The following is a 13,574-nucleotide window of genomic DNA, read 5'->3' as shown; positions in this document are numbered from 1 at the left end:
TCACGGGCGTTGTCATGTTGGTGGTACCCACATGAAGAGCGAGGGCAGGCGCTGACATCCGCCTGACGCGAAACCCCCAGCAGATTGGCGAAGGGACACACCACAAAAACGCCCGCGGCATGTGCCGCGGGCGTCTTGTATGACGACTTTCTGACCAAGGGCGTCGTCAACGCCCTCGGCCGACAAGGCGTGCGCTGAGCTTACTCGTCGAGGAAGGAGCGCAGCGGCTCCGAACGCGTCGGGTGGCGCAGCTTGCGCAGTGCCTTGGCCTCGATCTGACGGATCCGCTCACGGGTGACATCAAACTGCTTGCCCACTTCCTCGAGGGTGTGGTCAGTGTTCATGTCGATCCCGAAGCGCATGCGCAGCACCTTGGCTTCGCGAGCCGTCAGGCCGCCCAGCACGTTACGCGTGGCTTCCACGAGACCTTCCCCGGTGGCCGAGTCGATCGGCAGCACCATGGTGGAGTCCTCGATGAAGTCGCCCAGATGCGAGTCGTCATCATCACCGATGGGCGTCTCCATGGAGATCGGCTCCTTGGCGATCTTGAGCACCTTGCGGACCTTGTCCTCCGGCATCTCGAGACGTTCGCCCAGCTCTTCCGGGGTCGGCTCACGCCCCATTTCCTGCAGCATCTGACGCGATACGCGGTTGAGCTTGTTGATGGTCTCGATCATGTGCACCGGGATGCGGATGGTGCGTGCCTGGTCCGCAATCGAGCGCGTGATCGCCTGACGAATCCACCAGGTCGCATAGGTCGAGAACTTGTAACCGCGACGGTACTCAAACTTGTCCACCGCCTTCATCAGGCCGATGTTGCCTTCCTGAATCAGGTCCAGGAACTGCAGGCCACGGTTGGTGTACTTCTTGGCGATCGAGATGACCAGGCGCAGGTTGGCCTCGACCATTTCCTTCTTGGCACGGCGCGCCTTGGCTTCACCGATGGACAGGCGACGGTTGACTTCCTTCACCTCGCTCACCGGCAGCTGGATCATCTCTTCCTCGAAGGCGATCTTGCGCTGAGCGCGCTGCACGTCGGCCTTCAGCGGCTCGAGGCGGTCGGCATAGCGAGCGTTCTCGGCAATGAAGTCGTCCAGCCAGTCCAGGCGCGACTCATTGCTGGGAAATGCCTTGATGAAGGCCTTGCGCGGCACCTTGGCCTGCTTGACCAGGAGCTGCATCACGGTCTTTTCCTGAGCCCGCACCTGCTCGACGCTGATGCGGACCTGCCCCACCAGACGCTCAAAGTGCTTCGGCACCAGCTTGATCGGCGAGAACAGCTCAGCCAGACGCGCCAGCTCTTCCTTCGCCTCGGGTGATTGGCGCCCACCGCGTTCGATGGCGGCATTGGCAATGCCGCTCTGCTCGCGGATCTGCTCGAAACGGGCACGCGCTTCCTCGGGATCCGGACCGCCGCCAGAGTCGTCCTCTTCGCCCGCGTCCTCGTCGTCATCCTCGTCGGAGCTGCTTTCCTGCTCCTCCACTTCCGGGACTTCCGCCTCGGCAACGCCGGGGATTCCCTCATCAGGGTCGATGAAGCCGGAAAACAGGTCTGACAGGCGTCCAGGAGCCTCTTCGTCCTGAGTGGCGTCGTAGGCGTCAAGAATGGACTCGACCGCGCCCGGCACGTAGGCCAGCGCCGACATCACCTCGCGAGTCCCTTCTTCGATGCGCTTGGCGATCTCGATCTCGCCTTCGCGGGTCAGCAGCTCGACCGTCCCCATCTCGCGCATGTACATGCGCACCGGGTCGGTGGTCCGACCGACGTCGCTTTCCACCGCTGCCAGCGCCGCTACCGCCTCTTCGGCAGCGGACTCATCGGTTGAGTGATCCGACATCATCAGGGTATCTTCGTCGGGAGCTTCCTCGACGACGTTAATACCCATGTCATTGATCATGCCGATGATATCTTCCACCTGGTCGGGGTCGGCGATATCTTCGGGAAGGTGGTCGTTGACCTCGGCATAGGTCAGGAAGCCCTGCTCCTTGCCGCGCGCGATCAACTCCTTCAGACGTGACTGCTGCTGCGCATTTCCAGCCATAGAAACCCTATCTCGACGAAGAAGAATGAAGCACCTGAAGCGCTAAGGTGGAGAAAACTCGGTAAGCCGGACAGTATAGCGGTTTTGGGGCCACTTCTGCCAGTCTGGAGTGTTTGCGCGATGTCTCAGGTGTGTTAGCTTATCTGGTTGCGCCCAATATCAGCGCCTAGTCCCTTAGATGGTGATAGTAGTTGAGAATTCAACCCTGACACCTTCTATACCTCCTATTCGTCGCCAGCAAAGCGTGAAGGCTTACCTCAGAAGGTAGACCAGTGACGCTGAGGGATCGTTCGCTGCGACGTCTTCAATCACGTGCGGCCAGCAGACTCATCAGTCGCGAACGCTCCTCACTCGAGAGACGCTCCCCTGATTGCTGCTTTGCCAGCAACGTATCAATCTCCTGCTGTCGCGACGGGGTCTTGCAGGCCCGTTGAAAATAGCTCACCAGACCGTCCAGCTCCGCCGCCCTTGCCGGCCCGGGGATCAACAGCTCCTTGCGCGCCAGTGCGGCCAGACGCTCGCCGTCCTCACTGCCATGGAAGTGCATCAACAGCACCTGAGCACTTGAATACCCCCCAGCCCGCAACAGCTCGATCACGTCGCGACAGAGTCGCGCATCGTCGCCCTGACCGTCACACCACTCAAGCGACTCGGGGAGACGCTCCACCAGGCGCGGCTCGTGCACCAGCAGCTGCAGGGTACGGCCCATCAGGCCCAGCGCCGCGGAGGACTTTCTGCGCCGCTGCGGCAACTGGCCCTCTGCAACAGCGGGCTCCATGGCGTCGTCGAAGGGCATCAGCTCGGGCTCTTCGGCAACCACGGGCGCCAGAAGCGCTTCAAAACGCGACTGTTCGACCCCGGTGCGTCGCGACAGCTCCGTCAGCATCAACGACTTGAGCACTCCCTGGGGCATCTTCTCGATGGCCGACAGCACTTGGCTGGCGTAGCGTTCGCGCGACTCCAGCTGCGCCAGGTCACGCCCCTGGGCGGCGTGCTCGAACAAAAACTCCGACAGCGGACTGGCACACACCACGCGGTCTTCGAACGCACTGGCACCCTCACGCCGCACCAGACTGTCCGGATCCTCGCCCTCGGGCAGGAACAGGAAGCGCGCCTGACGCCCGTCGATCATCTCGGGCAACACGGTTTCCAGCGCCCTGGCCGCCGCCTGACGTCCGGCCTTGTCACCGTCGAAGCAGAACACGACCTCACTGACCAGGCGAAACAGGCGCCGCAGATGATCTGCCGTGGTGGCCGTACCCAGGGTAGCCACCGCATTATGGATGCCGTACTGCGCCAGCGCGACCACATCCATATAGCCTTCGACGATCAACAACCGTTCCAGTTTCGGGCTGGCCTGGCGGGCTTCGTACAAGCCATACAGCTCGCGCCCCTTGTGGAACACGGGGGTCTCGGGGGAGTTCAGGTACTTGGGCTTGGCATCCCCCATGACCCGACCGCCAAACCCCAAGGTCCGCCCGCGAATATCACGGATCGGGAACACCACTCGATCGCGAAAACGGTCGTAGCTGCGACCACTGTCTTCGTGGTGAACCAGCAGGCCATACTCGATCTGCACCGACTCATCGACGCCCTGCCCGCCGAGGTGCCGCTTCAGCGCCTCCCATTGGGCCGGCGCATAGCCAATGCCGAATAGCTCGCGGATCTCGTCTGACACCCCGCGCTGCTCCAGATACTCTCGGGCAACCTGGCCCTCCGGCATCTTGAGCCGCTCGCGAAAGTAGCTGGCAGACATTTCCAGCAGGTTGACGCCTTCCTTGCGCTTTTTTTCTCGCGCCTGGGCTCTGGGATCGTCGGCACCCTCTCTGGGCACCTCCATCCCCAACCTGGAAGCAAGCTGCTCGACCGCTTCCGGGAAGCGTAGCTTGTCGTACTCCATCAAGAAGCGCAGCGCGTTGCCGTGGGCACCACAGCCAAAGCAGTGATAGAACTGCTTGTCCGCGCTGACCGTGAACGATGGGCTCTTTTCCTGATGAAACGGACACAGACCAGAGTGGTTGCGCCCGGCCTTTTTCAGCTTGACGCGCTCACCCACCACCTCGACCACGTCCACGCGCGCGAGGAGGTCATCAATGAAGCGCTGGGGAATCTGGCCGGCCATAGTCTCCTCGACAGGAGCGGTATCCTGAGAAGAACAAGAATCGTCCAGAGGTCTGGACGGGACACCCTCATCGGATGTCAGAAAAACAAGCGGCCACCTCAATGGCGGCCGCTTGGCGTCCTCCTGAATCGAGAGCGGCGAACCACGCTCGACTCAAGTACGGATCAATAGAGCCGTTCGAAACGCTTGCGCTCACGCTGGAGCTTCTTGGCGTGACGCTTTACAGCGGCAGCGGCCTTGCGCTTGCGCTCGGCAGTCGGCTTCTCGTACTGCTCACGACGACGGACTTCAGACAGAACGCCGGCTTTTTCACAGGAACGCTTGAAGCGACGCAGAGCGACGTCAAACGGCTCGTTATCACGTACTTTGACAGAAGGCATTAAGCACTCACCTACCTTAGGTAACTTGAGTTCGGTTTGTACGCACACCTTCAAGGCCAATACCCCACGACACTTCGTTCGACTGCCTTAACTCATACAGGAAGGCAACGCTATCGCGAATGCCATAATCAGCAAGGAAACGAAACAGTGACGGGGGACAGCGAGCCCTGGATGCACGACCCAGTCTTGCAGCGGACAGTATTTTAGTGAGCGAAGCCGAGCCTTGCAAATTCTTTTTGGAAAGATAGCGCCTACCGGCCACCCAGCACGCACCACGATGTGGACGCCACTCTGTCCGTAGGATCAGGCGAAAACAGCTAGTTGCAGGACACAGGTTCGCCCGCGAGACGGCATCACGCTGGCCGCCGCCACACTTCCCCTCGCGCGCCCACTGTCGCAGCCACTCTCAAAACGGCGTAGAATCACGCCCCTTCCCGCTTTTGCTTTCCGAGTCGACCCATGCGAGTACTAGGCATCGAAACCTCCTGCGACGAGACCGGCGTCGCGCTCTACGACACCGAGTGCGGTCTGGTGGCCGACGCCCTGCACAGCCAGGTTGCCATGCACGCCGACTATGGCGGCGTGGTGCCGGAGCTGGCTTCCCGCGACCATACTCGACGCCTGCTGCCATTGATCGACCAGGTTCTGGAGCAAGCCGCTATCGGGCGCGAACAGCTGGATGCTATCGCCTACACGGCAGGCCCGGGGCTGGTAGGCGCCCTGATGGTGGGTGCCAGCACCGCACACGGCATGGCCCGAGCGCTCGATATCCCGGTTCTTGGTGTCCATCACATGGAAGGCCACCTGTTGGCCCCCATGCTCGAGGATGAGCCTCCGGCCTTCCCCTTTGTGGCGCTGCTGGTCTCCGGGGGCCACACGCAGTTGGTGGAGGTCGCCGGTATTGGCCAGTACCGCTTGCTGGGCGAGTCCGTGGATGATGCAGCGGGTGAAGCCTTCGACAAGGCAGCCAAGATGCTCGACCTCGACTATCCGGGCGGCCCCCGGGTCGCCGCATTGGCGGAAACCGGTGATCCGGGGCGCTTCCAGTTCCCGCGCCCCATGACCGACAGGCCGGGACTCGACTTCAGCTTTTCGGGATTGAAGACCCACACCCTCACCACCATCCGCCAGCTGGAGAGCGCGGGACAGCTGGATGCACAGGCCCGTGCGGACGTGGCGCGTGCGTTCGAGGAAGCCGTGGCGGACACCCTGGCCATCAAATGTCGCCGTGCGCTCAAGCAGACTGGACTGAAGCGTCTGGTGGTCGCTGGAGGCGTCAGCGCCAATGTCCGCCTGCGCGCTCGGCTTGAAGACGCCACCGCCAAGCAGGGAGCCAAGGTGTACTACCCCCGCGGCCGTTTCTGTACCGATAACGGCGCCATGATCGCCTATGCCGGTGCGCAGCGCTTGCTGGCGGGCGAGCGGGACGTGGTAGGTCAGATGCAGGCCGTGCCGCGCTGGCCGATGGACCAGCTGAGCGCCCCTGCCTGATCGGGCCGGGCTTGGCCGGTCCAAGCCAGGTCAGGCCAGGTCAGGTCAGGTCAGGCTAGAACAGGTCAGGCCGGATCATGCCCAGGCCAGCGCGCTAGCTGCCTCGGCGCCCTAACATGTCAAAGCCGCGTCAAAGCCGAATCACAGCCGTGGCTCCTTGCCACGGCGCAGTCGATCTATATTGAGCGCATGGCGGGCCAGCACCAGCGCGGCAAACACCAGCACCACCCAGGCAAAGTCGGGGGACAGCCACAGGCTCAGCAACGGTGCCAGGGTGGCACTGGTCAGTGAGGCGACCGCCGCGGTATGCACCCGCCAGGCCAGCAGCCCCCAAATCACGGCACATGACAGCGCGACACCGGGGGTCAGCAGCAGCATCACGCCAAAGGCACTGGCAACAGCCTTGCCGCCGCGAAAGCGATACCAGGCGGGATAGCAGTGCCCCAGCAGCACCCCCAGGCCCACCAGTCCGAGCCCCCAAGGCGTCAACCCCTGGTGCATGCCCAACAGCAGCACGGGCCAGCCCTTGAGCGCATCGATGGTCAGGGTTGCCAGCGCCAGCACGGGCCCATGCAGCCGCAGCACATTGGAAAACCCCGGATTACATGACCCGCTCAGGCGCGGGTCAGCAAGCCCCGCCACCCGGCATACGGTGATCGCCCCCAACCAGGTTCCACTGAGATAGCCCAGCGCCGTCAGCGGCAGTAATACTTCTATGGTCGGACCCACAACGACTCCTGCGCCATGAGGACGCCTCGGTGCGCACATGGCAGCCCCATGCGCGCGATCATGCTGGCAGCGCCGCTGCACCAGCGACGCCGGGAACCGCGACAGTCTTCTGGTGGTGCCAGACGATTGGCGTCCGGCCAAACCTCCAGGGAAGTACCACGCCGGCCGCCCCCTTTGAAGGACCAGTTTGCCAGCCCGGGCTCGCTGTCGCCATCTGCGGCCTGTTTCGCGACCGCCTGGTCAAGTACAATTGGCCGCCTTGTTCATTCTGCGTTCCCGGCCACGACCGGGACACCACGACCGGGAAACATCATCGATGGATCAGGTGCTGATCGAAGGCCTTGAGCTGGACACCGTCATTGGCGTCTACGACTGGGAGCGCTCCATTACCCAGCGTCTGATAGTGGATCTCACGCTGGCGACGGATATCCGGGCAGCGGCCGCGGATGACGACCTGAGCAAGACGCTCGACTACGACGCCATCAGTCGTCGCATTGGTGTCTTCGCCTCGGAGCATGACTTCCAGCTGGTAGAAACCTTTGCCGAGCGCCTGGCGTCGCTGCTGATGCAGGAATACGGGATCAGCTGGCTGAGAATGACCTTGCGCAAGCCCGGCGCTGTGGCCAATGCCGCCTCGGTAGGCGTGCGCATCGAGCGTGGTACACCAGCGGGAGGACATTGATGCGACTGGTCACCCTGAGCCTGGGCAGCAACATCGAACGGGAGCACCACATCACGGTGTGCCTGGATGCCTTGGCCGACACCTTTGGCCAGTTGGCCGTTTCCCGCGTATTCGAGAGCACACCGGTGGGCTTCGAGGACGGCCGCAATTTCTTCAACCTGGTGGTCGCCCTTCACTGCGACTGGAGCGTCGGCGAGCTGCAAGCCTGGTGCAAGCGATTGGAGAGCGCCAACGGCCGCAGCAAGGACAGTCCAAAGTTCAGCCCCCGCACCCTTGATGTCGATATTCTTACCGTCGACTCGCTGACCGGGGAGGTCGACGGCGTGAGCCTGCCACGCGGCGAGATCCTGCACCACGCCTTCGTCCTGTGGCCGATGGCAGAGCTTCTTCCCGACCATCGCCATCCCGTCGTGGGGCGCCGGTATCAGGAGCTCTGGCAAGCGTTCGGCGACGGCAGCCAACAGCTGTGGCCCGTCGAGTTTCACTGGCGCGGAGAAACGCTACCGCTGCCCTCCCGTTGAAGGATCAGCGCCCGCCCTGGTGAAAGCACGCCAGGCGACGTCGCCTCAGCTCCTGCCCCAGCTCCGCCCCTTTGAAGCCCTGATCAAGCAGCTCTCGCGGGGCAAGCGAGCGCGCCTGATCGACCCCACGCGCCAACCAGGCTGCCTGCTCGGGCATCTCCATGGCCAGCAACGACAGCAGGGGCGCGACTCGCTCGCTGCGCCGCCAGGCATCGATGCCGTCACACCAGGTCATGGCTATCCTGCTGGCCTCTTCTGAGCCTGCACCGTCGGCCAGCTGCGCCTTGAGCTCACGGGTCAGCGCCAGCTGGTGTCCCAGATCACGATACGGATTGGGCACCTTCAAGGCCTGTTCAAGCTGGCGACGCTGCTCGGCCGGCAGGGCCTCCACCAAACGACCCCAACGCCATACGGGCTGGCCCGCAAGGGCCGAGGGCAATGCGCTCATTCTCTCGCAGGCGCGCTTGAACTCGGCCGCTCCTGGCTGCACCAAGCCAGGCATCAGCCGTGACAGTGCACCGCATGAGTCCAGCGCTTCGAAGTAGCGCCGGGGCTCTGGCTCGCCCAGCGACTTCTCGGTTTCCACCCAGACTCGCTCAGCCACCAGGTGATCCAGCTCGCCGCTGTCAGCCAGCTGTTTCATCAGCGCTTGCGTACTCTCGGCAATGGTAAACCCGAGGCCGGCGTAGCGAGCGAGAAAGCGCGCTGTGCGCAACACCCTCAGCGGATCTTCGACGAAGGCCTGACTGACATGACGCAAGCGCCGCTGCTGCAGGTCGCAACGCCCGTTGAAAGGGTCCACCAGGTGCCCATCGAGCGACTCGGCCATGGCATTGATCGTCAGGTCGCGCCGCCCAAGGTCCTCCTCCAGGGTGACATCAGGACTTGCATGCACCTCAAAGCCGGTATATCCGTGCCCGGACTTTCGCTCGGTACGGGCAAGGGCATACTCCTCATGGGTACGGGGATGCAGGAACACCGGAAAATCCCGGCCTACCGGCGTGAAACCACGCTCCCGCATCGACGCTGGGGTCTCGCCAACGACCACCCAGTCCGTGTCCTTGACTGGCCATCCCAGCAGCGCGTCACGCACCGCACCCCCCACCCGGTAACGTTCAAGACCGGCACAAGGGTCTGTGCTGCCGTGGTGCTTTCCCGGCATCTCAGGGGCCATGTTCAGCCCTTGCTGACGCGTTCAGGCAGAACGTGCTGCCACTGGGTGAAACCGCCGTCGAGGCTATAGACCTGGGTAAACCCCTGAGCGGCCAGCCAACTCGCCGCCTGCTGGCTGGAATGGCCGTGATAGCACACCACCACCAGCGGAGTATCCTTGGCGGTTTCCGCGACAAGCGGGCCCACGCTGTCATTGTCCAGGTGGCGGCTACCGGGGATGTGCCCTTGGGCAAAGCTGCCCGGATCGCGAATATCGACAAGGCAAAGCTCACCGCCCTGATCCAGCCATTGTTGCAGGCGTTCGATATCGAGGTGCTCGAAGGTCGCCGGTGTCATGCAAAACTCCAGAAGGCAAAAGCAAGAGGCCCATGGGCAACGCCGCACATGAGCGTGGCGGATGCCGCACAACGGGCTTGGTACCGGTTATCGCGTGATCTGCTGGCGGCTCGGAACGCTGATTCGCTCTCCGCTTGCCATATCCAGCGCGGTCAGGCTGCCGCCCCAGACGCAGCCGGTATCCAGGGCCTCTGCCCTCACCCTGCGATCTGGCGCAGTGCCATTGAGCGCCGCCCAATGGCCGAACAGCAGCCACGGATCGTCGTCACGGGGATACTGAAACCAGGGGGAAAATCCCTCAGGGGCACTATCCAGGCCTTCCTTGGCGTCAAAATCGAGACGCCCCTCGGCGTCGATGAAACGCATCCTGGTGAGGGTGTTCACGATGGCCCGGTAGCGATCTACGCCCTCCTGATGGGGCTTGAAGCGTCGCGGCCGGTTGCCATACATCCGCGACAGGAAGTCGCCGGACTGCTCTCCCGTCAGCACCCAGGACACCTCTCCGGCGAGCCCCTCGGCCTGCTCCACCGACCACTGGGGCGGTAGCCCGGCATGGGTCATCACGGCCTCTCCGTCACGCAGCAGCAGCGGCCTGGCCTGGAGCCAGTCGAGCAGCGTATCGCGATCGGGCACTGCCAGAATGTCGTCAAGGGTGTCCTTGCGCTTGAGCGAAGCCCCACCTCGTGCCACCGCCAGCAGATGCAGGTCATGGTTGCCCAGCACCACCTTGGCAGCAGAACCGAGGGCCATGACGTCCCGCAGGCAATCCAGGGATCCGGGCCCGCGATTGACCAGGTCCCCCGCAAGCCACAGTTCATCACGACGCGGATCGAAGCTGAGCGCCTCCAGCAGCTCGACAAACTCCTGATGGCAGCCCTGCAGGTCTCCAATGGCGTATCGGCTCATGCGTCTCCCGCTGTCGTCAGACATTCAATGAATCTGGTTGGGCGTGGCCAGGCGGAACACCGAGATCGGCACCTCGAACGGTCGCTGGCTGGCCGTATCGACGCAGGTGTAGGCGCCTTCCATAAAGCCTACCGGCCCATCGAGTATCGCCCTGCTGGTGTACTGAAATGTCTGGCCAGGACCAATCATCGGCTGCTTGCCGACCACGCCCTTGCCACGCACTTCCTGCACCTGCCCGCTCGTCTGGGTGATCTTCCAGAACCGGGCCATGAGCTGGATATTACCGCTTGAGTGATTGTGAACCGTGACCGTATAGCTGAACACAAAGCGATCTTCCAGCGGCGCAGACTCGTCCTCACGAAAGGCCGGTGTCACGTCAACGCGCACGTCGGGGTGCTCGTTCATGCGGGTGTCTCCTCCCCAGTGTCCTGATCCCCCTGTGTGTCATGATCCGCTGAAGCATTACCTTGCTGCTGGTACACCGCATTGGCGATCGCGACAAACTCTGCCACCTCCAGGGTCTGCGGACGGCGACCAGGATCAATCCCAAGTTCGGCCAGGGCATCGCCATCAATGCGCCCCTTGAGGTTGTTGCGCAGGGTCTTGCGGCGCTGGCCAAAGGCCTCTCGCACGATATCGAACAGCAGCGTCTCATCCTGGGCCGGCGCGACCTTCTGCTGACGCGGGGTCATGCGCACAATGGCAGAGTCTACCTTGGGCCGCGGGACAAACGCCTCAGGGGGAACCACAAACAGTGACTCGACCTCGCAGAAATACTGCGCCAGCACCGACAGTCGGCCACGATCTCCGCCACCGGCGGGAGCGGCCAGACGATCCACCACTTCCTTCTGCAGCATGAAGTGCATGTCCTGGACCGCAGAGCCAGCGCGCAGCAGGTGTGAAATCAGCGGAGTCGATATGTTGTAGGGCAGGTTACCGACAACACGCAGCGGCTGTCCGTCGCCACGCAGCGCCTGGAAATCCATCTTGAGGGCATCGCCCTCATGGATCACGAACGCCGGGTGATTGAAGAACTGCACACGCAGGCCCGGGATCAGGTCGCGGTCCAGCTCGATAACCTCCAGGTGCCCTTCGGTCGCCTCCAGCAATGGCTCGGTCAGCGCTCCCTGACCGGGGCCGATCTCGACCACGCGCTCACCAGGGCGCGCGCCGATGGAGCGAACGATGCGGGAAATGACGCCATGGTCACGCAAGAAGTTTTGACCGAAGCGCTTGCGAGCCCGGTGCGCCGTAGGGCGGGATGACATGCTTGAATCCTTTATGAAACCAAGGGGAGCGCCAAATCAATATAGCGAGCGATGATAGGGCGCTGATGGCCAGAGCGCAAAGGCTGGCCAAGGTCGGGCTGGGGAAAACGGCCAGTTCAGCCCGCCTGGGCCAGGGCCCCCATCTGTTCGGCCAGGCTAATCGCCACTGCCAGGCTCTGCGGGCTGGCCTGCCCGGTCCCTGCCAGGTCAAGAGCCGTGCCGTGATCGACCGAGGTGCGCGCCAGCGGCAACCCTAGCGTGATGTTGGCGGCCTGACCGAACCCTGAATACTTCAGGACAGGTAGACCCTGGTCGTGGTACATCGCGAGCACGGCATCGACGCCGGCAAGGTGTCGAGGCGTAAACAGCGTATCCGCGGGCAGCGGACCATCGAGGCAGAACCCTTCGGCCCGCAGCCGCTCCAGCGTCGGGGTGATCACCTCTATTTCCTCACGCCCAAGGTGGCCACCCTCTCCCGCGTGGGGGTTCAAGCCACATACGGCGATGCGCGGAGCCTTCACCGCGAAGTAACGGGTCAAGTCCTGCGCCAGGATCCGCAAGACCCGCTCGAGGCTTGCCTGGGACAAGGCGTCGGCCACTTCTCGCAGCGGCAAGTGAGTCGTGGCCAAGGCGACCCTGAGGGGCGTCGGGAGCGTGTCACTGGCTGCCTCCACACGTCCATGCAAGGCGTGGTCGGTCGCCAGCATCATGACCACCTCCTCTACCCCGCATGCATCGCGCAGGTATTCGGTGTGGCCGGTAAAACCATCATGACCGCCGTCGCAGATCACGCCCTTGTGCAGGGGCGCGGTGACCATTGCGGCAGCGTTACCCGCCAGACACTGCATCACCGCAAGGTCCAGGGTCGCCAGCACATAGTCAGCGTTGGCGGGATCGAGCACCCCGGGAATGCAGCGGGCTTTCATGTCCACCGGCCACACCGCCAGGCGCCCGACCCTTGGGCCCGGATGCGGCTGACCCGGCGCCGTGACGGCCACCTCGATGTCCAGCGCCAGCGCCTCGGCCCGCTCCCTCAACAGCACTGGGTCGCCAATGGCGACCCAGTCAGTGGCATCTGCCGCCGCCAGCATCAACGCGAGCTCCGGGCCAATGCCCGCAGGCTCTCCGGTGGTGACTACGATAGGCGCTTTCACTTGCCGCTCACCTGTTGCGCTTTCACATCCACCTCATTGGCCTCTTCACGACAATGACACCCGCCTGCTGACGCGCCTTCACCCCTGGTTCAGGCGCTTCTCGACGAAGGCTTCGCCGCGAATTTCCTGCATCCACTTCTCCAGCTCATCACCCACCTTACGCTGGAAAATCGCCTGACGTGCCTGGTCGCGGGTAGCACCCACGCCTTCCTGCTGCAGGAAGCGCTCGACTTCAGCCTCGGAAATATTGACGCGACTGGATACCTGAGCCTGCTGGACCTTCATGATCAGCATCTCGCGACGGATCTGATCACGCACCTGGGCAAGGCTGGTGCCCTGTGACTCGAGACGATCCGCAAACTGCTCCAGTGTGGCGCCATTCTGGTTGGCCACGGAGCGTACCTGGCGATTGAGCTCGGTCTCGTCGACACTCAGGTTCATGCGCTCGGCCAGCTGCACCTCGATTTCCTCGACAATCATGCGATCGAGAATCTGCTCACGCAGCGCTTGCTCCGGGGGCAGCGCCATGTCGCTGGTGCGCAGGCGTGCCATGGCCTGGTCGACACGTTCGTCCAGGTCCGATGCCATGATGGCGTCTTCATTGACCACAGCAACAATGCGATCCAGCGACTGACGGTAACCGTCCTGGGCATTGGCAGCCACGGTGGTCAGCGCCAGACAGGCGGCCAGCGCCACGGCGGCAAGGGGTCGGCTACGCATAATCTTGCTTCCTCGTTCACTCAGAAATTCGATGCGGCAGGCGTGTTAGA

General features: G+C 63.2%; 14 protein-coding genes. 3 read left to right on the top strand and 11 right to left on the bottom strand.

What is annotated here, in order from left to right; genetic code table 11:
- Positions 1-200 precede the first annotated feature (200 nt).
- From rpoD to rpsU, 3 genes are all read right to left on the bottom strand, one after another.
- Entirely contained in the window at positions 201-2,042 is a 1,842-nt protein-coding gene (rpoD, locus tag KUV86_RS11270) for an RNA polymerase sigma factor RpoD (RefSeq protein WP_222237615.1), read from the bottom strand.
- 304 nt (positions 2,043-2,346) lie between these two features.
- Positions 2,347-4,164, bottom strand: a complete 1,818-nt coding sequence (gene dnaG / locus KUV86_RS11265) for a DNA primase (RefSeq protein WP_222484802.1) — start codon at positions 4,162-4,164, stop codon at positions 2,347-2,349.
- Between the two features lie 164 nt (positions 4,165-4,328).
- Positions 4,329-4,544 (bottom strand): 30S ribosomal protein S21, encoded by a 216-nt coding sequence (rpsU, locus tag KUV86_RS11260; protein ID WP_013333229.1) that lies wholly within the window; start codon positions 4,542-4,544, stop codon positions 4,329-4,331.
- A gap of 459 nt (positions 4,545-5,003) precedes the next feature.
- On the opposite strand from rpsU, the gene tsaD reads away from it, so the two are divergent.
- On the top strand, positions 5,004-6,035 hold the full coding sequence (gene tsaD, locus KUV86_RS11255) for a tRNA (adenosine(37)-N6)-threonylcarbamoyltransferase complex transferase subunit TsaD (protein ID WP_206941325.1): 1,032 nt from the start codon (positions 5,004-5,006) through the stop codon (positions 6,033-6,035).
- A gap of 141 nt (positions 6,036-6,176) precedes the next feature.
- On the opposite strand, the gene plsY is transcribed toward tsaD, so the two are convergent.
- Positions 6,177-6,764, bottom strand: a complete 588-nt coding sequence (plsY, locus tag KUV86_RS11250) for a glycerol-3-phosphate 1-O-acyltransferase PlsY (protein ID WP_224908452.1) — start codon at positions 6,762-6,764, stop codon at positions 6,177-6,179.
- 316 nt (positions 6,765-7,080) lie between these two features.
- Here plsY and folB point away from each other — a divergent pair, with 316 nt between their 5' ends.
- Complete coding sequence (gene folB / locus KUV86_RS11245) at positions 7,081-7,446, top strand: dihydroneopterin aldolase (protein ID WP_206941327.1); 366 nt, start codon at positions 7,081-7,083, stop codon at positions 7,444-7,446.
- A complete protein-coding gene (gene folK / locus KUV86_RS11240; RefSeq protein WP_222484799.1) occupies positions 7,446-7,967 on the top strand; it encodes a 2-amino-4-hydroxy-6-hydroxymethyldihydropteridine diphosphokinase in 522 nt (173 codons plus the stop codon). The genes folB and folK overlap by 1 nt, the downstream gene beginning before the upstream one ends.
- Before the next feature lie 4 nt (positions 7,968-7,971).
- Here the strand turns inward: folK and KUV86_RS11235 are convergent, their stop codons facing one another.
- The 7 genes from KUV86_RS11235 to KUV86_RS11205 all read right to left on the bottom strand — a co-directional run bounded on the left by KUV86_RS11235 (position 7,972) and on the right by KUV86_RS11205 (position 13,524).
- Positions 7,972-9,141 carry a polynucleotide adenylyltransferase gene (locus KUV86_RS11235; protein ID WP_261397616.1) on the bottom strand — a complete coding sequence of 390 codons (1,170 nt, stop codon included), beginning with the start codon at positions 9,139-9,141 and terminating at the stop codon, positions 7,972-7,974.
- 2 nt (positions 9,142-9,143) lie between these two features.
- The gene (gene glpE / locus KUV86_RS11230) at positions 9,144-9,476 is read right to left on the bottom strand and encodes a thiosulfate sulfurtransferase GlpE (protein ID WP_222484798.1); all 333 of its coding nucleotides are present in this window, start codon (positions 9,474-9,476) and stop codon (positions 9,144-9,146) included.
- 87 nt (positions 9,477-9,563) lie between these two features.
- The gene (locus KUV86_RS11225) at positions 9,564-10,382 is read right to left on the bottom strand and encodes a symmetrical bis(5'-nucleosyl)-tetraphosphatase (RefSeq protein ID WP_222162725.1); all 819 of its coding nucleotides are present in this window, start codon (positions 10,380-10,382) and stop codon (positions 9,564-9,566) included.
- Positions 10,383-10,406: 24 nt separating this feature from the next.
- On the bottom strand, positions 10,407-10,787 hold the full coding sequence (apaG, locus tag KUV86_RS11220) for a Co2+/Mg2+ efflux protein ApaG (protein ID WP_206941334.1): 381 nt from the start codon (positions 10,785-10,787) through the stop codon (positions 10,407-10,409).
- Positions 10,784-11,650: a 16S rRNA (adenine(1518)-N(6)/adenine(1519)-N(6))-dimethyltransferase RsmA gene (rsmA, locus tag KUV86_RS11215; RefSeq protein ID WP_206941336.1), complete on the bottom strand. Its 867-nt coding sequence runs from the start codon at positions 11,648-11,650 to the stop codon at positions 10,784-10,786. The genes apaG and rsmA overlap by 4 nt, the downstream gene beginning before the upstream one ends.
- Positions 11,651-11,766: 116 nt before the next feature.
- Positions 11,767-12,804 (bottom strand): 4-hydroxythreonine-4-phosphate dehydrogenase PdxA, encoded by a 1,038-nt coding sequence (pdxA, locus tag KUV86_RS11210; RefSeq protein WP_222484797.1) that lies wholly within the window; start codon positions 12,802-12,804, stop codon positions 11,767-11,769.
- A gap of 78 nt (positions 12,805-12,882) precedes the next feature.
- The gene (locus tag KUV86_RS11205) at positions 12,883-13,524 is read right to left on the bottom strand and encodes a SurA N-terminal domain-containing protein (protein ID WP_206941340.1); all 642 of its coding nucleotides are present in this window, start codon (positions 13,522-13,524) and stop codon (positions 12,883-12,885) included.
- Positions 13,525-13,574 lie beyond the last annotated feature (50 nt).

The organism is Halomonas sp. DP8Y7-3, assembly GCF_019801675.1.
GTDB lineage: Bacteria > Pseudomonadota > Gammaproteobacteria > Pseudomonadales > Halomonadaceae > Halomonas > Halomonas litopenaei_A.
The sequence above is the reverse complement of the archived record's forward strand: the minus strand, read 5'-3'. Positions and strand labels throughout refer to the sequence as shown.